Origin of the sequence: Fulvivirga sediminis, assembly GCF_016757215.1 — a bacterium.
GTDB classification, from domain to species: Bacteria; Bacteroidota; Bacteroidia; order Cytophagales; family Cyclobacteriaceae; genus Fulvivirga; species Fulvivirga sediminis.
On record NZ_JAESIY010000018.1, the window covers coordinates 42,806 to 63,225 of the forward strand.

At 38.6% G+C, this 20,420-nt stretch carries 14 protein-coding genes; 6 read left to right on the plus strand and 8 right to left on the minus strand.

Annotated features, from left to right (window positions below):
- Positions 1-6: 6 nt before the first annotated feature.
- Positions 7-2,157, minus strand: a complete 2,151-nt coding sequence (locus JL102_RS22080; RefSeq protein WP_202246646.1) for a TIM-barrel domain-containing protein — start codon at positions 2,155-2,157, stop codon at positions 7-9.
- A gap of 89 nt (positions 2,158-2,246) precedes the next feature.
- Between JL102_RS22080 and JL102_RS22085 the strand changes: the two genes are divergently transcribed.
- Both JL102_RS22085 and JL102_RS22090 read left to right on the plus strand, forming a co-directional pair.
- Positions 2,247-2,972, plus strand: coding sequence for a class I SAM-dependent methyltransferase (locus JL102_RS22085; protein WP_202246647.1), 726 nt, complete (start codon positions 2,247-2,249; stop codon positions 2,970-2,972).
- Positions 2,973-3,256: 284 nt separating this feature from the next.
- A complete protein-coding gene (locus JL102_RS22090) occupies positions 3,257-4,489 on the plus strand; it encodes a sensor histidine kinase (protein WP_202246648.1) in 1,233 nt (410 codons plus the stop codon).
- Here the strand turns inward: JL102_RS22090 and JL102_RS22095 are convergent, their stop codons facing one another.
- A complete protein-coding gene (locus JL102_RS22095) occupies positions 4,490-6,715 on the minus strand; it encodes an amino acid permease (protein WP_202246649.1) in 2,226 nt (741 codons plus the stop codon). It lies immediately after the preceding gene.
- Positions 6,716-6,782: 67 nt separating this feature from the next.
- Between JL102_RS22095 and JL102_RS23905 the strand changes: the two genes are divergently transcribed.
- Positions 6,783-6,905, plus strand: coding sequence for a hypothetical protein (locus JL102_RS23905; RefSeq protein ID WP_262896898.1), 123 nt, complete (start codon positions 6,783-6,785; stop codon positions 6,903-6,905).
- Positions 6,906-6,985: 80 nt separating this feature from the next.
- On the opposite strand, the gene JL102_RS22100 is transcribed toward JL102_RS23905, so the two are convergent.
- The gene (locus JL102_RS22100) at positions 6,986-7,213 is read right to left on the minus strand and encodes a hypothetical protein (protein WP_202246650.1); all 228 of its coding nucleotides are present in this window, start codon (positions 7,211-7,213) and stop codon (positions 6,986-6,988) included.
- A 90-nt stretch (positions 7,214-7,303) separates the two neighbouring features.
- Positions 7,304-8,887, minus strand: a complete 1,584-nt coding sequence (locus JL102_RS22105; protein WP_202246651.1) for a hypothetical protein — start codon at positions 8,885-8,887, stop codon at positions 7,304-7,306.
- A gap of 177 nt (positions 8,888-9,064) precedes the next feature.
- Here JL102_RS22105 and JL102_RS22110 point away from each other — a divergent pair, with 177 nt between their 5' ends.
- The gene (locus JL102_RS22110; RefSeq protein ID WP_202246652.1) at positions 9,065-10,783 is read left to right on the plus strand and encodes a PHP domain-containing protein; all 1,719 of its coding nucleotides are present in this window, start codon (positions 9,065-9,067) and stop codon (positions 10,781-10,783) included.
- Between the two features lie 11 nt (positions 10,784-10,794).
- A complete protein-coding gene (locus tag JL102_RS22115) occupies positions 10,795-11,805 on the plus strand; it encodes a glycosyltransferase family 9 protein (RefSeq protein ID WP_202246653.1) in 1,011 nt (336 codons plus the stop codon).
- 10 nt (positions 11,806-11,815) lie between these two features.
- On the opposite strand, the gene arsC is transcribed toward JL102_RS22115, so the two are convergent.
- From arsC to JL102_RS22135, 4 genes are all read right to left on the minus strand, one after another.
- Complete coding sequence (gene arsC, locus JL102_RS22120) at positions 11,816-12,157, minus strand: arsenate reductase (glutaredoxin) (protein ID WP_202246654.1); 342 nt, start codon at positions 12,155-12,157, stop codon at positions 11,816-11,818.
- Positions 12,157-12,705: an ATP-dependent protease subunit HslV gene (gene hslV, locus JL102_RS22125; protein WP_202246655.1), complete on the minus strand. Its 549-nt coding sequence runs from the start codon at positions 12,703-12,705 to the stop codon at positions 12,157-12,159. Before hslV ends, arsC begins: the two co-directional genes overlap by 1 nt.
- Before the next feature lie 73 nt (positions 12,706-12,778).
- Positions 12,779-14,431 carry a pyruvate dehydrogenase complex dihydrolipoamide acetyltransferase gene (locus tag JL102_RS22130; RefSeq protein WP_202246656.1) on the minus strand — a complete coding sequence of 551 codons (1,653 nt, stop codon included), beginning with the start codon at positions 14,429-14,431 and terminating at the stop codon, positions 12,779-12,781.
- Positions 14,432-14,514: 83 nt separating this feature from the next.
- Entirely contained in the window at positions 14,515-17,427 is a 2,913-nt protein-coding gene (locus tag JL102_RS22135) for a TolB family protein (protein WP_202246657.1), read from the minus strand.
- Positions 17,428-17,562: 135 nt separating this feature from the next.
- On the opposite strand from JL102_RS22135, the gene JL102_RS22140 reads away from it, so the two are divergent.
- Positions 17,563-20,412 carry a M16 family metallopeptidase gene (locus tag JL102_RS22140; protein WP_202246658.1) on the plus strand — a complete coding sequence of 950 codons (2,850 nt, stop codon included), beginning with the start codon at positions 17,563-17,565 and terminating at the stop codon, positions 20,410-20,412.
- Positions 20,413-20,420 lie beyond the last annotated feature (8 nt).

Sequence of the window (20,420 nt, forward strand, 5' to 3'; positions counted from 1 at the left end):
ATTCAACTAATTATTCACAGAAAATATAAGATCTTCAGTTTTCCAGTCTGAGTAGCTAACACCACCCTCATTTACTATAGCCAGTCTATAAGTATGATGCTTATCCCAGCTGCCATCCTTTTTATTTACCTCCAAAGAATAGCTGCTTCCATTTTTATTACTCACCTTAAACTGTAACCATTCATATCCTCCTGACTGATAGTCGTAACCTTGTCCGGCATCATTATAAAGTTCGCCCTCTGCCTTACCGTCTTCATTGATGTTAACATACAATGTTAATGAATCCGTTGAATATTCTTCGGTACTCTGTATAAGCTTGCTCATCGGCACAATGCTTGCATCTTTTAGCTTTACAGTAGCTTGATAGCCATCATCTTCATGCTCAAAAGGAATACTTTTCCAATCGCCTTTGGGCAACGCCGGATTTTTTGCCCAACTAGGGATCACCAACAGCTTGTCTCCTAACAGAAATGCCTCTTCTTCCTTTCTTAGTTTCTGGTCTTTCACATCAGCAAAAAATGCAGGGCGCATCACCGGCAGACCAGATATTGAAGCTTCATGAAAAAGTGTATACAAATAAGGCATCATTCTATACCTTCTATTCACAGCAGTACGAGAAACATCTTCTGTTTTTTTACCAAAAGACCAAGGCTCCTGTCTTACTACATCTATAGCCGAGTGATTTCTACAAAAAGGATAATAAGGAGCCAGAGACATCCATTGAGCCAAAAGCTCTTCATTGGCATCTCCAGTAAAACCACCAATATCAGGGCCGTTAAAAGGCTGACCAGAAAGGCCCAACGTAATAGTCATAGGAATAGACATTTTCATGTGTGCCTCAGATGAAACATTATCTCCTGACCAGGTAGCAGCATACCGCTGTCCTCCTAAATAGTTCGCTCTCGATAGTATAAAAGGTCTTAAATCAGGATTAGCCTTCATAATACCCTCTCTGCTGGCCTTCACCATGAGCAATCCGTATACATTATGATAACGGATGTGCTCACCAGCTGGCAGGTCTCCACCACCCCGGTGAATATTATCAAATGGCATGCTTCCTTCCGGGCCATCAAATACTGCGGGTTCGTTCATATCATTCCATATACCATCTATGCCCAACTTCATAAAATCCTGGTAAAGACCAGCCCACCATTCTCGTGTTTCGGGGCGGGTAAAGTCAGGAAAAGCACATTGCCCTGGCCAAACCTCTCCATTGAATTCATCGCCTTCAGCATTCTGTACCCAATGGTTACCCGCGCTGCCCTGCTGATAAACAGTATATGAAGAATCCCTTTTAACTCCCGGATCTATCATATATACAGCTTTTATATTCATGCTATGAAGATCATCATTAAGCTTTTTAGGGTCAGGAAAACCATTTTCATCAAATGTAAAAATTCGAAAACCATCCATATAGTTAATATCCATCCAAATAACATCACAAGGAATCTGCTTCTCTCTAAAACTCTGGGCTATCTCTCTCACTTGAGAATCAGGATAGTAAGAATATCTGCTCTGTTGATACCCCAAAGCCCATAAAGGGGGCAGTTTCATTTTCCCAGTAAGGTCAGCCAAAGCCTTTAAAACATCCTCAGGATTATCTTTTTCGATCACTATCACCCTAAATCCCGGACCTTGGGAGGTAATAGTAATAGGATTCTTAAGCTCAAAAGTCTGGCGATAGGTATTATCTGCTATTATCCCAAAACTGCTCCCATCGGGCCTAACCCCCAGCACCCATGGATGCGCCTGGTAAAGTTGCTTCCCATCGAACTTACCATAGCCGAAATTATCAGTGTTCCATAGTTTTATCTCAGTGCCGTTACGCCTTAAAGGGCCCGTTACTTCACCATTTCCATATAAATCTGTTCCTTTAGGAAAAGGAATCCTCACAATACTGGAAGTGTCAGTTGTACTAAATTCAGGTTTGACCGCCCAATCACCAGGAAGAGCATTAGTAAAGTTAAGATCCTTAATAACCGCCATTGAAGGCAGCGTTTGTACTGAATCAAACTGATCAGGATAAAAAACAGCAATATCTTCCGCTACCAACCCTTCTTTTTGATTTATTAGAACGGAGTTATCCATTTCTTTATGTCCACAAGCAGTAGCGACATAAATTAAAATAACAGCTAAGAATATATTTGAGCGTTTCATGAGGTTAAATTTGGGATAATACAATTAACTTTTAATGGCTAAAATCGTTCACCTGTTTATTAATTACAACCTAAAAATAGGCAATTTTTATGAAGGACAACTTTTCTACCCAAGCTAAAGGCTATGCTCAGTATCGCCCTGACTATCCGCAAGATCTTTACAACAGTATTTTTGCTCGTCTCTCCTCGTATTCCTGCGCTTGGGATTGCGCCACAGGCAACGGCCAAGTGGCTCTTCAATTAGCTGAAAAGTTCGACAAGGTAATAGCTACTGATATCAGCCAGACCCAGCTAGATAATGCTGTAAAACATGAAAACATTAAATACCATATAGCTTCCGCTGAAAATAGCCTGCTCCCAGATCAATCAGTAGATCTGATCACCGTAGCTCAGGCAATCCATTGGTTCAATCATAATGCTTTTCTCAAAGAGGCAAGAAGAGTGGCTGCACCACAGGCTTGGCTTTGCTACTTTGGTTATGGTCTCATAGATATTAATGAAGAAGCCAACAAAATCATCCGGCATATTCATGATGTAGTCATTGGTCCGTACTGGGATCCGGAAAGAGCTATACTCATGAATGAATATGATGATATATCATTCGGTTTGAACCATTATGAAAAGCAGTATTTTAAATACACACTACCTTGGACTATTGAGCATATGGAAGGGTATCTGAACACCTGGTCATCTGTACAAAAATACATTAAAGAACATAATGAAAATCCAGTACCTGCAGTAATAAAGCATTTGAAAGAAGTGTGGAAAGAAAATACTATCACCTTTCCCATATTCCTTCATTGCGGGCAACTATAGACAACAACCCGATTTTAATAACTACAACTATAAGCTCATTAATCTGATTGATAGCTGCCATTGATTCTGCTTGGTGTATGCTGACATTAATCTCCAAAACAGACACTAGAAAACGTAATAGTATATCTGATCTTTTTAAATTTTTCGAGACATCAATTATCCTTACTTTCTTCCAGTTTCTTTATAAAAAAAGAAGAGACAAAAAAAATTTCATATTTAAGTCGTAAATAATAGCATAATACGCATCATTCAACTAATTTCATTAGCCACCAACATGGCGTGTAATGACGAATATTAAAAAAGACGTGAAAAAACCCACCTATAGCTTTTTACCTAAAGGTTTTGCTAATGGTTTGCTCACCCTTTCAGAAAAATCTACAGATCCAGATCTTAAGCACTTCATCAAAGAGCATATGGAGTTCATTAAATATGCCCTGCCCTCTAACGATGAATACGTAAAAGATGTAACAACAGAAATTGACAATCTTAAAATTGAAGCTAATCAGCTCAAAAGAAAAAATGAAATAGTTTCTTCTGATAATTACCTGCTTGAACATAAAAAAAAGGAGCTACTTAAACTCATGGATCATCTGGAAGATGCTTATGAAAATATATGGCATAAAAATGAAGAGCTTAGCAGGCAAAAACAAAAAATAGAAGAGCAGGCACACCAGCTCAAAGAAGCCAATGAAACTATTACTGAAAAAAATGAGGAGTTAAAAGATCAGGCAGATTATTTATATAATGCTAATGAAACTATTGGCAATATGCATGCTATAACTCGCAAACAAAAAGATGAACTCATGCAGAAAAACATAGAGCTCATCAATTTAAATAATGAAAAGAACAGCCTTATTGGCATAGTGGCCCATGACTTGAAAAGCCCGCTTAGTCAGATCAAAGGATTGGTTAGTGTTATAAAAATTCATCCGGAAAGAATAGATGAAGAAACCATGAAGTACCTGAACACCATAGAATACAGTGCAGGTCGCCTTAATGATATGGTAACTCGTATATTAGATGTTGAATCAATGGAGTCTAACGTCCTTAATGTTCAGTTTACTGAAGTTGATTTGAGCGAAATTTTACTTGGAATAATTTCTAACTATAAACTAATTGCTGAGGAGAAATCCATAACACTGAATTACGAACTCAACAAGCCTATAATAGCTGAAGCTGATGAGGATTTGGCTTATCAAATACTAGAAAACCTTATCTCTAATGCTCTTAAATTTTCACCCAGGAGAACCACTGTTACCATCAACTTAACAGAAGAAGAAGGTCATTCACTTTTTGAAGTAAAAGACCAAGGTCCAGGGCTTAGTGAAGAAGATAAGAAAAAGCTTTTCAGAAAATACCAGAAGCTTTCTGCCAGGCCTACAGGTAATGAAATATCTACAGGCCTGGGGCTATCTATAGTGAAAAAATATACAGACGCCATTAACGCAGAAATCTGGTGCGAAAGCGAGGTAAAAAAAGGAGCAAGCTTTTTCGTTAAATTTAAACGAGAAGTTTAACTACTGTATTTCCTTTTCTTTTGAAGCATTTACAAATAGTATATTGCCAACCCCTTCATAACCTTTAAACACTTCTGCCCCACGCTGCTTAATAGCTTCAGCTCTGAAGCCCACTATTGTAAGGTCTGCATCCTGAGACTTATCGTTAATAATCTCTTTGGTACTCACTTCTAGTTTATGCTTTATAAGCTCAATGTTTTTGGGTGAGATTGGCAGTCTACCTGCTTTAATCATAGAAATAAGCATCTCTTCTTGCTCAGACATTTCCTTTTCATTCACCACTGCAAAAATTTTGATCTCTGCATTCTTCCAATCACGGTGACCCATAATGATATATCCCATCAAAATCATCAGGCTACTGTTTTTCAAATCGTTGGGGGTAAGCCAAATATGTATATTATTATTAAAGCCAAACTCTCTGTCTGATGATCCTAGCACACAAATATCAAACTCAGCCGCTTTTACCATAGTGAAGTTATCTATGATATCCGTTAGGTTGGCTGCATTATCTTTAGCAAATTCAAAGAGTATCATATTCACTTCCTTACCAGATACACTTGGCAACTGTATGGCCTGAGCCACCGCACTGGTAAATGAAGGTGAAATGAGTGTATCTACAAACACCTTGTTACGCGTAGCTCCTGTAACCTTTAATAACCTGCGTATTTGCTCCTGCGATTTTTGGTAAGAATCTTTTGAAAAATAGCCATTGATATAATGAAGATAGGTGCCAAATCCATATCGGTGCGAAATCCACCTCATAAACTGAAAAGCAGAGGGACGTTTGAAGAAATCAGATGAGATACAAATAACTGAAGGACGCCAACCCTCTTCTCCACGCTCAGCCTTCTGTAGAAAAACCTGAAGCTGCCTGCTCAACTGAAAAATTACTCCTTGAAATATTTTAGCCAACCCCTCTCGTGATTTACTGGTTTGAGTAACGAAGAAATAAATACCGGTCATTAAAATGATAGATATGATAGTATATTGAGCATTCATCTTAAACATTAGATAAACACACAATACGGCGCCTAACAATGACACATACCATTTGGAGCGAAATGAGGGACGGTATGATGGATCTGCTGCAAAATGCTGTAAAAAGGATATAAGGCATAATGATCCATAGGTGATCATAAAAAACATGGATATGATCTCAGCTACAGCATTTACATCTCCCAGACTTACAAAAATAATGGCTATAAGGCTGGTGACTATAGTGGCATTAATAGGATCATTAGAGCCTTTCTTTCCTTTGGCCAAATATGTGTTAATATGAGGTAGAGGAAACACCTTGTCACTGGCCAACGCCTGCAAAGTTCGAGGTGCCACCATGATACTGCCTAAAGCCGAAGAAATAGTAGCTGCTGCCAGGCCTATAGGAATAATCGGTCCTAGCGCTGCTATTCGCATCATTATTAAAGGATCATCCGCTAAATCTTCAGGAGCTGCAGATACGGCAAGTTTGTAAGCAATGAAAATATAAATAACCATACCCACAATAGTAGCTGCCAGCGTACCTAGTGGTATAGACTTTTTAGGGTCTCTTAAATCACCTGACAGGCCCACACCAGCCGTCATACCTGTAAAAGCAGGAAAGACAATAGCGAATACAGCAAAAAACGTATCCGGATTGTCAATATGATCAGTCCACTGAAGGTTGACCATGGCAGAATTATAATCTGTAGAGCCTACAAAAAACATGATAAGTGAAAGGAAAAGAATAGCCACCACCACATACAAGGCCTTCATACCTAAATCTGCTCCTTTTTTAATCATGAGTATGCTCAGTAAAATCACAGCAGGCAGACTAATAATTCTTTTATCAGATAAATTCAGGTCAAATTGCGCATTTACATAGTCAAACACAGGACCAAAAGCTTCGGCAAAAGCAATGGTATAAAAAGCAACACTGATAGCCTGGGATAAATAAAGGGCTATGCCTATAGCGGCCCCTACGTTAATACCAAAAGAACGCGAAATGATATAATATTCACCTCCTCCTTCAACTTTCTGATTAGTGGCTATTTCGGCAATAGCCATAGCAGTAGGTATAGTGACTAAGTTTGCAAATAAAATGATTCCGATAGTACCCGCAAATCCTACGCTGCCAACGGCATAACCAAATCTCAAGAACATAATAGCCCCCAAAATAGTAGATATAGCCGTAAAGAATACAGGACCCGTTCCGAACCCGACCTTCTTTTCTCTTAATGTAGTACTCATAACTTGATGCCAAGATAAAGGCAAATTCAAAGTATTTAAAATAAATTAAACACTTATCTTTGAGCACATGAAAGAATTATTGAATTTGTACAGGAAATATAAAGAGTATGTAAGAGTAGATCTGCTTATGTATGCAGCTATGATCCTAACGATAATAGGATACTTTATTTATGAACTGGCCAGCCATTAAAGGAAAAGCTGTTTCAAAATCAGAATTATTTTTACACAATCCTTTCCTTTAAAACAGCTTCAATAAAAATTTATATTTTCTTATGCTTGCGCAAATTGGTTACATCCAAAAGTAGAGCCTGTAATGTATTCTATCTCCTTAGAATTACCATCTACTGGCTTACCACCATTAAGTACAGGTATGATAAAGTCAGGGTCCATCTTTGACTCCACATGACTTAACTTGTTACACTCTCCGTAATTCTCTTTATGAGCAACTACCGGTGCCTCAGGCGCCCAATGGTTACAATTTTTACATACATTTTCCATAGTTATTCCGTTTTAGTTTATACTCATTTAATGAGAAAAAGCAGGAAAATGTTCATTGTGATTTTAATTTATAATTAAACTAAATTAACTCTACTGCTTATTTAGAAGGGTTTTATCAACCTCAACCTTATTAATGTAGATCACATTCCTTCGGTTGTCTACTGATTCATTCTGCTTGTTTAATACCTTCTGATATCCCCACACAAAAAAGGTATTATCATACCAGTGACTCACACCTCCTACTCCCTCATAGTCATGATCAAGCTCATCATTTTCATAGAGCATAGCCAGCTCATCAGAATCTTCTACAAGGCCTGTATTTCCTTCTGCTAATTTATAGGCCAGTTTATCTTCAGACTTATAAATAATGGTTATATCATCTCCTTTCACACGGTAGTCAGTTACAGCTTCTAATGAGTATGATTCTACCTCTTTTATCGCATAGCTGTTATCCCACACCAGCTTTCCTTCATCATCTAGCTTCACTATAATTGTTTCCAAATATTTGAAATGATTAGGCTCATGATTAACCTGATAACCATAAGGCCTTCTTACATACTGTTGCTGGCTAAAAGCATGATACCTGTTAAAACCTCGCGGATCATAATACGGTGAGAACATTGAAGGATCCTGATAGCGTTCAAATTCAGGATCATAGATTTCAGCGGCTATTATGTAGGCATCCTGCTCCTCTCTCACCTGATGTAATAGTAACTTGGAACTGTAATTAAAATCTTTGCCCCTCGCCTTTTTCTTCTCTATTTTCCTTTTCATTCTGGCCGATCTTTTTTCCCCCATATAATCGAAAAAATGTTCTAAATCTCCATACCCAAAATATATCATTTTTTCTCTCACCCCCTCTGGCTGTACTGTAGTGAAAAATATGCCTTGAGATGATGAAGTACTCCCACGGCTATATGTACCTACCAAGGCGATATTTCCACTCACAAAATCAGTAGTTTTAGCATCTACTATCTTATAATCAAATGGCACTTCAATTTCCTTTTCAAACAAGATCCTGCCTTCAGGACTATAAGTACGCATACGGAGGTAGTAACCATCATAGTTCTTTTCCCTTGTAAGCACATTAAACGTTCTATTATGATTAGCACGAAGGTCTATAACATCACTCCTATCTTTGAAATAGCCTGGTATTACTGAAAGGTTATCCTCACCCATAGTTAAAGAAACTAATGTGGGGCTATAGCGAACATAACCCGCCAATACCACCCGCTGCCCCACCACTATCATATGAGATAGCTCCAGCTCTATTTCATTTTTAATATCATAACGTTTTAAATCTCCAGTGGCCACGTGTAAGGTAATTAAGTGAAAATCACTTTTCAAGCCTTCATCATGCCTAAATAGCATATAAAAAATGCCATTGTTAAAGTCATATCCTCTGAATATAAAAGCACTTTCTATACCCACTTCATAATTATAACGCTCCTCCATAAGGGTATCTAGCAATATCGCCTTCCAGATCTTACCTTTTCCTTTTTCATAATGATCAGTTTCCTGTATCACGATCATTCCTTCAGTGCCGGCAGAAATAACAGTGAAGAAATCATCTCCGCTTTTTCTGTTCAGTTCGTATCTGCTAATCTGCTTCAACTGAGAGTGAGCAGTAAATGAGTACAAGAGAAAGAACAACAGTAGAGTGTTAAATTTCATAATGTAATGTATGAGGGAAATGGTTTAGAATACAACTGAAATATACTGATTTAGACAGTATCATGTAAACATCTCTCTAATTATAAAAATTCTAAATCACAGTTAGCCGTCAAATAATAGTGAGTTCAAAGAAATGTTTCCTTTATTTTGTAGTAGACCAATAAATGAAAATACCTTTTGGATAACAAATCAATTATAAAATTACTGAAAACCACGGCCCAGCTAATGGAGCTTCATGGTGAGAACGAATTTAAAATAAAAAGCTACAATAACGCCATTTTTAATCTAGAAAGAGAGTCCATTCAGCTGTCTAATCTCAGCTTGGAAGAACTAGAAAAAATTGATGGTGTAGGTAAAAGCATAGCAGCAGCTATTGATGAAATTAACCTAGAAGGCCACTTAGCAATATTGGAAAAATATCTTTCTGAAACACCAGAAGGAATATTAGACTTACTTAGCCTAAAAGGCATAGGTGCAAAAAAAATACACCTGATATGGAAAGACCTCAATATTCAGAATAGTGCGGAATTATTAAAGGCTATTGATAGTGGTGAGCTGGCTAAACTGAAAGGATTTGGGGATAAAACTCTAAAAAACCTTAAAGAAGCCATTTTATTTAGAAATTCACATCAAGGCAAGCTTCTATATGCTCAGGCCGAGAAAGTGGCTGAGGGGCTTATTAAAAAGATACAAGATGAGTTTAAAGATGTACTGATATCTACCTCTGGAGAGCTTAGAAGAAAAGTAGAAGTCATAGAAGAAATATTACTCCTTTGTGCCCCAACTGATGAAGGAAAGGTAAGAGCATTTTTAGATAATGATGAGGCCCTGACCACTGAAGAAGATAAGAGCAGCCCCTTTAACTGGCGTGGTATTCTTAGCCAAGAAAACACTGCAGTAAGAGTAAGGTTCACTACGAAAGAAGACTTTCAAAAACAGCTTTTTTTAACAACCAGTACACCAGCGCACATTCATACGCCTGTAAAAGAAGATAAAAGTCTATCTGACCTTATTAAAAGCACTGCAATAGCCTCTGAAGAGGATATATACAAATTAGCAGACCTTCCTTACATAGCTCCTGAATTAAGAGAAGGGCAATTTGAATTAACGCTAGCCGCCGAGAACAAGCTTCCGAAACTTATTGAAATGTCTGACCTTAAAGGCATTTTACATAATCATTCTACCTATAGTGATGGTAAGCATTCACTAAAAGAAATGGCAGACTATTGTCAGGAATTGGGCTATGAATACCTTGGCATTACTGACCATAGCAAGTCCTCTTTTTACTATGCCAACGGCCTTTATGAAAAACGCGTAAAAGAGCAACAAGCAGAGATAGATGAGCTGAATAAAAACTACAAAAACTTTAAAATATTCAAAGGTATAGAATGTGACATTCTTCCTGACGGTTCTTTAGACTATGACACCGAAGTATTGGCCAGTTTTGACTTCATCGTGGCCTCTATCCATTCTGTGCTTAACATGGACACTCAAAAAGCTACTGAACGTGTACTAAGAGCCGTAGAAAATCCTTTCACTACTATCTTAGGGCATATGACCGGCAGGCTGCTATTACAACGCGAGGGGTACCCTGTAGACCACAAAACCATTATCGATGCCTGTGCTAAAAACAAAGTGGTTATTGAAATTAATGCCAACCCAAAAAGGCTAGATATTGATTGGCGCTGGGTACACTATGCACTAGAACAGGGTGTGATGCTTAGCATAAATCCTGATGCCCACGCTAAAGCAGGCTATCATGACATGTATTATGGTCTCTGTGTAGGCAGAAAAGGTGGTCTCACTAAAGAAATGAACCTTAACAGCTTGTCTTTGAATGATTTAGAGTCGTACTTTACTACAAAGAAAGAAAAAGCTTTAACCCAAGTAGGATAATCCTCAACCTCATGACTAAAATACTTATTATACGTTTCTCCTCCATTGGAGACATCGTGCTAACCACACCAGTAATAAGGAACGTAAAAACCCAGGTAGAAAATGCCGAGGTACATTACTGCACCAAATATCAATTCAAGGAGATTATTGAAAACAATCCTTACATTGACAAAATCCACTATTTAAAAGATAGCATGGGTGATTTAGTGTCAGCTCTTAAAAAAGAGAATTATGATTACATCATAGATCTCCACAAAAATCTACGTACTAAGATTATCAAGACCAGACTTGCAGCCCGCAGCGCTTCTTTTAAAAAGCTAAATAAGGAAAAATGGCTCATGGTAAACCTCAAGATCAATAAGCTACCTAACAGGCATATTGTAGACAGGTATATGGAAACAGCTCAACCTCTGGGTGTAAAAATGGACAACTTGGGTCTTGACTATTTCATTCCTGACAAGGACAATGTGCCTATGGATTGGCTTCCTGAAAGCCATAGAAAAGAGTATGTTGCTTATGCTATTGGCGCTCAACATAACACCAAAAAACTACCTTTAAATCGCATGATAGAGCTTTGCGATAAAATCAACAAACCTATTGTGCTGCTAGGTGGCCCTGGAGACAATGAAACTGCTATGGCTATAGAGCAGTTCTTTGAAAAATCAGATAAATCTGAACCTATGGAAGAAGGGCTAGTGAAGCTTAACAAAAAAACGGTTATCTATAACGCTTGTGGCAAGTTTAATTTGAACCAGTCTGCATCACTTGTAAAACAAGCTCGCTATGTATTTAGCCATGATACCGGTCTTATGCATATAGCGGCAGCGTTTAAAAAGGAAATATTCAGCATATGGGGCAACACCATTCCTATGTTTGGCATGTACCCCTACCGAACTCATTTCACTATTCTTGAAAACAACAAACTAGATTGTAGACCGTGCTCCAAAATAGGGTATGACAAATGCCCTAAGGGCCATTTCAAATGTATGAATAACCTTGTTTTTGACTTTTTTCTACCCTAGAATAAGGAATTCAGAAAAGCTCTTTCACTTTTTCAGGAGGTCTTCCAATGATTGCCTTGTCGCCCTTAATCACTATAGGGCGTTCAATCAATTTTGGATGTTCCTCCATTGCCTGAAGCCAGTCATCGTCAGAAAGCTCTGAGCCTTTGTACTTCTCCTTATAGATTGCTTCGCCTGTTCTGATCAGATCATGGGGTTTTATCCCCAGCTTTTCTACAATTTTTTTCAGATCAGCTTTGCTGGGTGGCATTTTTAAGTATTCTACCACCTCTACCATATCTCCATGCTCTTCTATAAGCTTCAGCGTCTCTCGGCTCTTACTACACCTGGGGTTATGATATATAGTCAGCATCAGCCAGTTACTTTTTCGATTATCAAATTATGATTAGTATAAATACAAATATCAGCTGCTATATTTAGAGCCTCTCTTACCATTTCGTCTGCGCTCAGGTGAGAAGCATGCTTCTTCAACGCTAAAGCGGCACTCTGAGCATACATTGACCCGCTACCTATGGCAGCTACTTCATGATCTGGCTCTAACACATCTCCCGTTCCGGAAACAATCAAAACCTCATCTTTATCAGCTGTAATAAGCATAGCCTCGAGCTTTCTCAGATAACGATCCGTCCTCCAGTCCTTTGCTAGCTCTATTGCCGCACGTTTCATACTACCTCCGTAGCTATTTAGCTTTTCATCAAATCTTTCCAGAAGGGTAAAAGCATCAGCTGTTGATCCCGCAAAGCCAGTCACAATTTTACCTCCTTGCAGCTTCCTTATTTTCTTCACATTACTTTTAGCAACATAGTTACCCATGGTAGCTTGTCCATCGGCTCCTATCGCTACTTCTCCATTATGCACCACGGCCAATACCGTAGTAGATCTTACTTTAATTTTTCCCATCAGTTCTTTTAAATAAATAACCCTGATAGTTAAAAAACTACCAGGGTATATTGTTTAATGTTTTATATTCTTTTTACACCAAAATTCTCACCGGATTTTCAAGTAGTCCTTTTAGTGTTTGTAAGAAAGCTGCTCCTAAAGCGCCATCCACTACTCTGTGGTCAGCCGAAAGGGTTACTTTCATTACGTTACCAGGAACCACTTGCCCATCTTTTACTATTGGAGTTTGTTTAATACCTCCGATAGCCAAGATACATGAATCTGGCGGGTTAATAATGGCGGTAAACTCTTCTACACCAAACATTCCAAGGTTAGAAACTGTAAAAGTATTTCCTTCCCAGTCTGCTGGTTGTAACTTCTTGCTGTGAGCTTTACCTACTAGATCTTTTACCTCTGCAGAGATGTGAGATAATGACTTATTATCTGCAAATCTGATCACAGGCACTAAAAGACCTTCATCTACAGCTACAGCCACACCTACGTGAATGTGCTTGTTATATCTAATTTTATCTCCTAACCAAGATGAATTAACTTTAGGGTGTTGTCTCAAAGCCGCACTTACCGCTTTAATTACAATATCATTAAAGCTTATTTTCACAGGAGAAAATTCATTCATGGCCTTTCTGGCTTCAATAGCCTTATCCATGTTAATCTCCATGGTTATATAGAAGTGAGGAGCAGTAAATTTACTCTCAGCCAAACGCTTGCCAATGGTTTTTCTCATTTGAGAAACGTTCACCTCTTCGTAGCTTTCTTCTCCTACCACCTGAGGTATATTCACGGCAGTACCTTCGCCACCAGCAGCAGCCTGTTTTGCAGGAGCATCAGCTGCAGGAGTATAGTTTTCTATATCTTTTTTAACGATTCTGCCATGATCACCAGATCCTTTGATCTTAGTAATATCATAGCCTTTATCTTCAGCCATTTTCTTAGCTAAAGGAGACGCTTTTAACCTACCTCCATCAGTAGTCGAAGAAGTAGCCTTCTCCTGAGTAGCTGCTGGCTTGCTTTCTTCTTTTTTAGGAGCTTCTTTCTTCGCTTCCTTTTTCTCCTCGCCACCGCCAGAAGATTTTTTAGCTTTAGCCTGATGTGCTTTAAGAAGTTTTTCGAAATCAGCTCCCTTTTCACCTACAATGGCTAAAACACCATCCACTTCAACAGAGTCACCTTCTTCTACACCTATATAAAGCAAAGTACCATCTTCGTAAGCTTCCAGCTCCATAGTAGCCTTATCTGTTTCTACTTCGGCCATAACATCACCTGAAGACACAGAATCGCCTACCTTCTTTTGCCAGCTAGCAATGGTACCTTCCGTCATGGTATCACTCATTTTCGGCATGGTAACCACAGTTGCGTTCACATCAGAAGCATCAATCTCTTCTACCTCCTCTTCTTCGGCACCACTATCCGATGACTCTTCTTCCTTGGCTGCTCCATTATCAGAACCTCCGCTTTCAATCTCTTTAAGCAAGCCACTGATGTCTTCACCTTCCTCTCCGATAATAGCTATTACAGCATCAATCGGAACTGCATCTTTCTCTTTTACACCAATGTGAAGCAATGTCCCATCTTCATAGGATTCCAGCTCCATTGTTGCTTTATCTGTTTCTACTTCTGCTAAAATATCGCCCGACTTTACCTTGTCTCCCTCCTTCACTAACCAAGACGCGATTACACCTTCTTCCATGGTGTCGCTCATTTTGGGCATACGTATTACTTCTGCCATAGGTCTCTATTAAATTTTGTGCCAAAAATAAGGGTTAAAATCCCTTTATTCAAATAAATGATTTCAAATAAATATGATCTTTATCAAAAACTAATATTTGATATCAGTAGCTCAAACTTACTACCTCCTGAGCTATAATCATTGGCTTTTGAGTAGGAAATTCTAAATCCTAATGAAAGTTCTGGTGGGAATCGAAAAATATTTATATCAAATAAGAAATCTGCACCAAAAGATTGGTATTGCGCATCCCTTTTTACGTATATTTCTTGTTGATCATTTACCAGATCAATGCTACCAGCGCCATAATCATAAAACAAGTTAGTTCTTATTCTTTTCACATACAATATCGGCCCTAAAGTGAGATCAGGATACCAAAGAGGCAACGTATAATTAGCCGAAAGAGAAATAAAATCTTCCCAATTTCTATGTGAATACCCACGTGGAAGAGGAATCTGATTCCTGAGCAGATAAGTATCATTATTCAATGTGTCTAATTTCCACTTTTTATGCTGAAAAGCTCCTCTTACGTAAAAGCTATGATTAGCCAATAAGCCTGGGAAATACAAAGTGCCTCTCAAAGCAGTTTGCTCAGCATCATAATCACCTCCAAAAGGAGATGCCGTATGATTAATAGTAATTGACTGCCCCCATTTACTATTCAAATCACGAGCACTGGTCTTCAAAAGCCTGTAATAGTTTAACGTTGTTTTATTGGTAAGTAAGTCTCCATTAGCCTGCTGATCAATAAATAAACGGTCTGGTTGATTATAATCTGTAACACGAGTAAGACCAAAATTATTTTCAATAGTTAACTGACTACGAAATTTTGAACGCGTAAGTAATAACGGTATTCTAAACCCTGCATTCACTGTAGTTTCATTCCACTCGAATTCTACATCTTCTCCTTCAACCCTCTCTGTAGTAGAGCGACTCCCTCGGGTAACTTCCATATCTATTATAGGATACCATCCCTGATAACTTATTCCGGCAGAACCGTAGCCAGTCTCTTCTTGCACGTCATAAGTATAGCCTAACGAAATATCAGTAGTACTGAGTACATCTCTGGAAAACACGCCCACTTGAGCCCTAGTTAGGTCTGTAGTAGCATAAGGCCCCCAGCTATGGATATTGAACATATGCCCTAGCTTACTATACTTTTTTACAGGATATTGCTCATCAGGCACCTCATTCAGTATATTAGGATTTCCTTCCTGCTCTGTAAGCAGTTGAGGCAGCGTAGAGCGCCTATCTTCCACCTCACTTAGAGGCTTCCAAGTATCGACAGTAAAAGGAGTTTTAACCACGTCAAATCCATTCACGGTGTAATCGTTATAGTAAATGTATTCACCATCAGGAGAGATAGCAGGGTTATATGCACCATACTTGCTACTTGTCACTTGATAAACCTGTTCAGTTTCAAGGTCTTTCACATATATATTATCTATGCCACTGTATGGAGAATTATAAAATAAATATTGACCATATAATACAGGGTGACCAATATTTTCATTTGTAACAGATAGTAACACTTTTTCTTCACCAGAAGCATAATCGATCTTCACCACTTCTTTGCTTAGCGACTTTACTTTTACGGCCACTATGGCCTCATCGTCATCTGTCCAGCGTGCCATGGTATAAAGTGAATTATCAACGTCGGAAAATCTTCTCACCTCTTCACCACTCAGTCCATCAATCACTACCAAATAATTCTTTCCTTCAATAGTGTTAAGTGCTGTGACTATCTGATTGCTCTTGCTAGATAAGGCAGCGGCGGCATACCTACTTTTCCGGGTAATAGTTTTAGCTTTATCGTTAGCCAAATCCAGAGTTTTCACTACAGAGTAGTTCTTTTGCCTCCAGCGAGGATCATACCGGTACTCATTCCAAACCAATTGATCATTTTGAAGAGAAAGCATACCGGAACTGTTCATAATGCCCGGCGTATACACTACCTCCTCCTCTCCTTGAGCATTTAAAACAACAAACTTCTCTATTTCACTAATACCCGATTTCAACACCAGCACCCTGCCATCTGACAATGGCTGTGGATACTCATAATTTCTAAAAACTTCAGATTCTCTTTTATTAACGGTAGTAAATGGACTTATTTTCACTCCTTGCAACTGAGCCTTCCAAATACCCTCCCAATCATCCATCATTAATTCATAATTACCTACCAGATAAGTACCAGTTTTTATTTTTAGTGAATTAGAAAAAGTAAACGGAATAAATGGAAATGAAAAGGCAATATTGGTCACCTTACCCCAGATATCCTTATCCCCTGTCCTCTTTCGTAAGCTCCCTACAAAATGGTAACCTAAAACATAGTGATTAGGAATAAAGTCTTTATAAGATCCTAAGTGCTGTTTATGATAATTATATCTCTTTTTTCCGAGGGTATTAGCTCTAAATTCACGATTAAAAGATGGAATTCTTCCTCTTCCACTATTAGTCAAGGCTGTTTCCAAGGCTACTGCATCTCCCTCCCAAAACCATCTGGGAGCTGCACAATATGCCATTGCTGACTGCGTATTTTCACCAAATAGGTAGTAGAAAACCTTATTAAATCCTCTTTTACTTTGTTTATTTTGAACTACATGTCTAAACTCATGCACAGAGAGCAGATCAAGCCAGCGATTATTTCCAGTAAAATTATAATCTTGTGGAGGCATAGTCTGAAACTCTGATCTCCTTGGCCCCAGAGTAACAAAGCCGTTAGAAATGGTATTTCTGTTTTGCAAAATGACTGATATTCTTTTAGGCTCCCTTCCACCCATGCTCTCAGACTCAGGAGCTCTTAAATATTGTAGTTTACCAGCCACCTGCTGAGCTTGTTCATCAAAACCATCCTGATAAATAACTCTGAACCCAGGGGTAATAACTTGCTTCCACTTGATGGAGGTAGGAGAGTTATCCAATATCAGGTCTGTCTGCGCTGAAGCTGGAAGAAAACGCAAGAAAATCAGAAAAAACAATAATGACTTAATAGACTTCATTTTACAAAATTTCCTCCAAATTAATAAAAGCGCCATTCATTACAAGAAAAACTCCTTTCAAACATTAACAACCTGTATTTTATAATTTTTATTTATAAATTGATAGTCCTTATCATTCAAAACTAAACTTATATAATGAAAAAAATTTACTCAATCATTTTCTTCATATCACTGGTGCTGCTACAGTCTTGTGATACTTCTGAAGAAAATAAAAACTCAGCAGACGGTGAGTTGTCAATTGATTACGAAAAAGTGACTCTGAGTAATGGTCTGGATGTAATATTGCATGAAGATCATTCTGATCCGATTGTGGCAACGGCTATTCTGATACATGCGGGCTCTAACCGTGAAAAGCCGGGACGCACAGGCTTTGCTCACTTCTTTGAGCATATGCTATTTCAGCGTTCGGAAAATTTGCCACAAGGTGCATTTTTCAAAAATATCAATGAATGGGGAGGCACCTTTAACGGAGGCACATGGACTGATGGTACTGTATATTATGAAGTGGTGCCTAAAGATGCCCTTGAGAAAGTGCTATGGATGGAGTCTGACCGAATGGGCTATTTCATTAACTCAGTAACTAAAGCTAGCCTGGAAGGTGAAAAACCGGTAGTACAAAATGAAAAGCGCCAGCGATATGACAATGTAGCTTACGGTAATACGAGAGCAGTAATTAATAAGGCCTTATATCCTGCCTCACACCCCTACAACTGGCTTACTATAGGTGAGCTGGAAGACCTACAAAATGCAACACTTGATGATGTAAAAGAATTTTATGAGCAATATTATGGCCCTAACAACGCTACCTTGGTATTAACCGGAGATTTCAACACGGAAGAGATCAAAAAACTAATAGAAAAGTATTTTGGAGAAATACCTTCAAGAGGCGTAGACCAACCTTTAAAGCCTCAGCCTATCAAGCTAGATTCTACTATTCAGCTCTATTTCGAAGATAACTTTGCCAGCTTGCCAGAACTCACCATTACCTGGCCTACGGTAGAGCAATATCACAAAGATCAATGGGCTTTAGATGTGTTAGGCGACATTTTATCTGATGGCAAAAGAGCTCCACTCTACAAAGTACTGGTAGAAGAAAAAGAATTGGCTCCTAACCCTGCTGCGTATAATAGCAGCAATGAGCTAGCCGGCACCTTTACCATAAAGGTGAGAGCCAATGAAGATGTAAACCTAGATAGCGCCAAAGCTGCCGTATTTGAAGCATTAGCTATGTTTGAAAAAGAGGGAGTCAACCAAAAAGACCTGGATCGCATAAAAGCCGGACTTGAAACTGATTTTTACAATGGCATATCAAGCATACTCGGAAAAGCATTTCAGTTGGCCACTTATAATGAATACGCGGGTAGCCCTGATTATGTAAAAACCGATATTCATAACATAAAGGCGGTCACTAAAGAAGAAGTGATGGATGTATATAACAAATACATTAAAGGCCAAAACTATGTACTCACCAGCTTTGTACCATCAGGCAAGCCCAACCTAGCCGTAGGCAAAAGCACCATAGCAGAGATAGAAGAAGAAGCCATAATACCTAATGAACAAAGTGCCTTAGTAGAACAAGAGCCTAGCGAGGACTACCCTCGTACAGAGAGTTCTTTTGATCGTACGCAAGAGCCTCCTTTAGGAGATGCCCCATTGCTTACCCCTCCTAGTATCTGGACTAGCGAGCTCTCAAACGGAATGGGTGTATACGGCATAGAAACCAGTGAACTTCCCTTGGTTAATTTCAGCATAAAAATAAGCGGTGGTCATAAAGTGGATAATCCTGATAAAGTGGGGGTAGCTTATATGATTACTGATCTTATGATGGAAGGCACCAAAACCAAAACCCCCGAAGAGCTTGAAGATGCCATCGGTCAGCTAGGTGCAAATATCAGAATGTATACTTCCGATGAGTTTATTACCATTACAGCCAACTGCTTATCCCGAAACTATCTGGCTACGTTAGAGCTAGTTAAAGAAATTTTGCTAGAGCCTCGCTGGGATGCTAAAGAATTTGATAGGATTAAAAAAGCTACCATTAACAGCATACAACAAAGAGATGTAAACCCGAATGCCTTAGCTAATATGGTATTAAATGCTAAACTATACGGTAAAGAAAGTATATTAGGAACGCCTTCATCAGGAGATGTTAACTCCATTGAATCTATCACTATGGAAGATATGAAGTCATTCTACAATCAATACTTCTCCCCATCGATTGCTAATTTCCATATCGCAGGAAATGTGAGTGCTGATGATGTAAAAGCTTCTATTGCCTCCTTTGAAGAAAAGTGGGCGGCCAAAGAGGTGAATATACCAGAACCAGCTACTCTTCCTGTACCTGATGAGCCTCAAGTATATTTCGTAGATATACCGAAAGCAAAGCAATCAGTTATAGTAATCGCCAGACTTACCGTAGCGGGTGATGATCCTGATTTTTATCCTTTGACAGTGGCCAACTACCGACTGGGAGCAGGATCAGGAGGAAGGCTATTCCAAGTATTGAGAGAAGACAAAGGTTATACCTATGGGGCATATTCTTATCTAGAGATGAGCACCTACCCTGGGCCATTTGTAGCTTCATCTAGCGTGAAGTCTAACGTAACACTGGAGTCTTTGGAAACCTTTAAGGATGTGATAGGCAACTACGGAAAAACTTATACAGAAGATGATCTTAATAAAACCAAAAATGCCTTAATAAAACAAAATACTAGAAAGTTTGAAACTCTCAATTCACTTTTAGGCATTTTAGAAACCTTAAGTAGTTATGATCTACCACTTGATTACATAGAGGAGGAGCAAAAAACCTTGCAAAATATGACTATGGAAGACGTTCAAGGTCTGGTTAGAAAGTATATGGATCTTAAAAACATGACTTACGTAATAGTAGGTGACAAAGAAACACAATATGACAGGCTTAAAGTAGAAGGAATGGGCAGCCCCAAGTTAGTGAATAAAAATGGAGACTCAGAGCCTGCTATGTAATTAAAGAC

Excerpts from the sequence above, each read along its gene's own strand:
- JL102_RS22080 (WP_202246646.1), bottom strand. The coding sequence starts at position 2,157 with ATGAAACGCTCAAATATATTCTTAGCTGTTATTTTAATTTATGTCGCT.
- JL102_RS22085 (WP_202246647.1), top strand. The coding sequence starts at position 2,247 with ATGAAGGACAACTTTTCTACCCAAGCTAAAGGCTATGCTCAGTATCGC.
- JL102_RS22090 (WP_202246648.1), top strand. The coding sequence starts at position 3,257 with ATGACGAATATTAAAAAAGACGTGAAAAAACCCACCTATAGCTTTTTA.
- JL102_RS22095 (WP_202246649.1), bottom strand. The coding sequence starts at position 6,715 with ATGAGTACTACATTAAGAGAAAAGAAGGTCGGGTTCGGAACGGGTCCT.
- JL102_RS23905 (WP_262896898.1), top strand. The coding sequence starts at position 6,783 with ATGAAAGAATTATTGAATTTGTACAGGAAATATAAAGAGTATGTAAGA.
- JL102_RS22100 (WP_202246650.1), bottom strand. The coding sequence starts at position 7,213 with ATGGAAAATGTATGTAAAAATTGTAACCATTGGGCGCCTGAGGCACCG.
- JL102_RS22105 (WP_202246651.1), bottom strand. The coding sequence starts at position 8,887 with ATGAAATTTAACACTCTACTGTTGTTCTTTCTCTTGTACTCATTTACT.
- JL102_RS22115 (WP_202246653.1), top strand. The coding sequence starts at position 10,795 with ATGACTAAAATACTTATTATACGTTTCTCCTCCATTGGAGACATCGTG.
- arsC (WP_202246654.1), bottom strand. The coding sequence starts at position 12,157 with ATGCTGACTATATATCATAACCCCAGGTGTAGTAAGAGCCGAGAGACG.
- hslV (WP_202246655.1), bottom strand. The coding sequence starts at position 12,705 with ATGGGAAAAATTAAAGTAAGATCTACTACGGTATTGGCCGTGGTGCAT.
- JL102_RS22130 (WP_202246656.1), bottom strand. The coding sequence starts at position 14,431 with ATGGCAGAAGTAATACGTATGCCCAAAATGAGCGACACCATGGAAGAA.
- JL102_RS22135 (WP_202246657.1), bottom strand. The coding sequence starts at position 17,427 with ATGAAGTCTATTAAGTCATTATTGTTTTTTCTGATTTTCTTGCGTTTT.
- JL102_RS22140 (WP_202246658.1), top strand. The coding sequence starts at position 17,563 with ATGAAAAAAATTTACTCAATCATTTTCTTCATATCACTGGTGCTGCTA.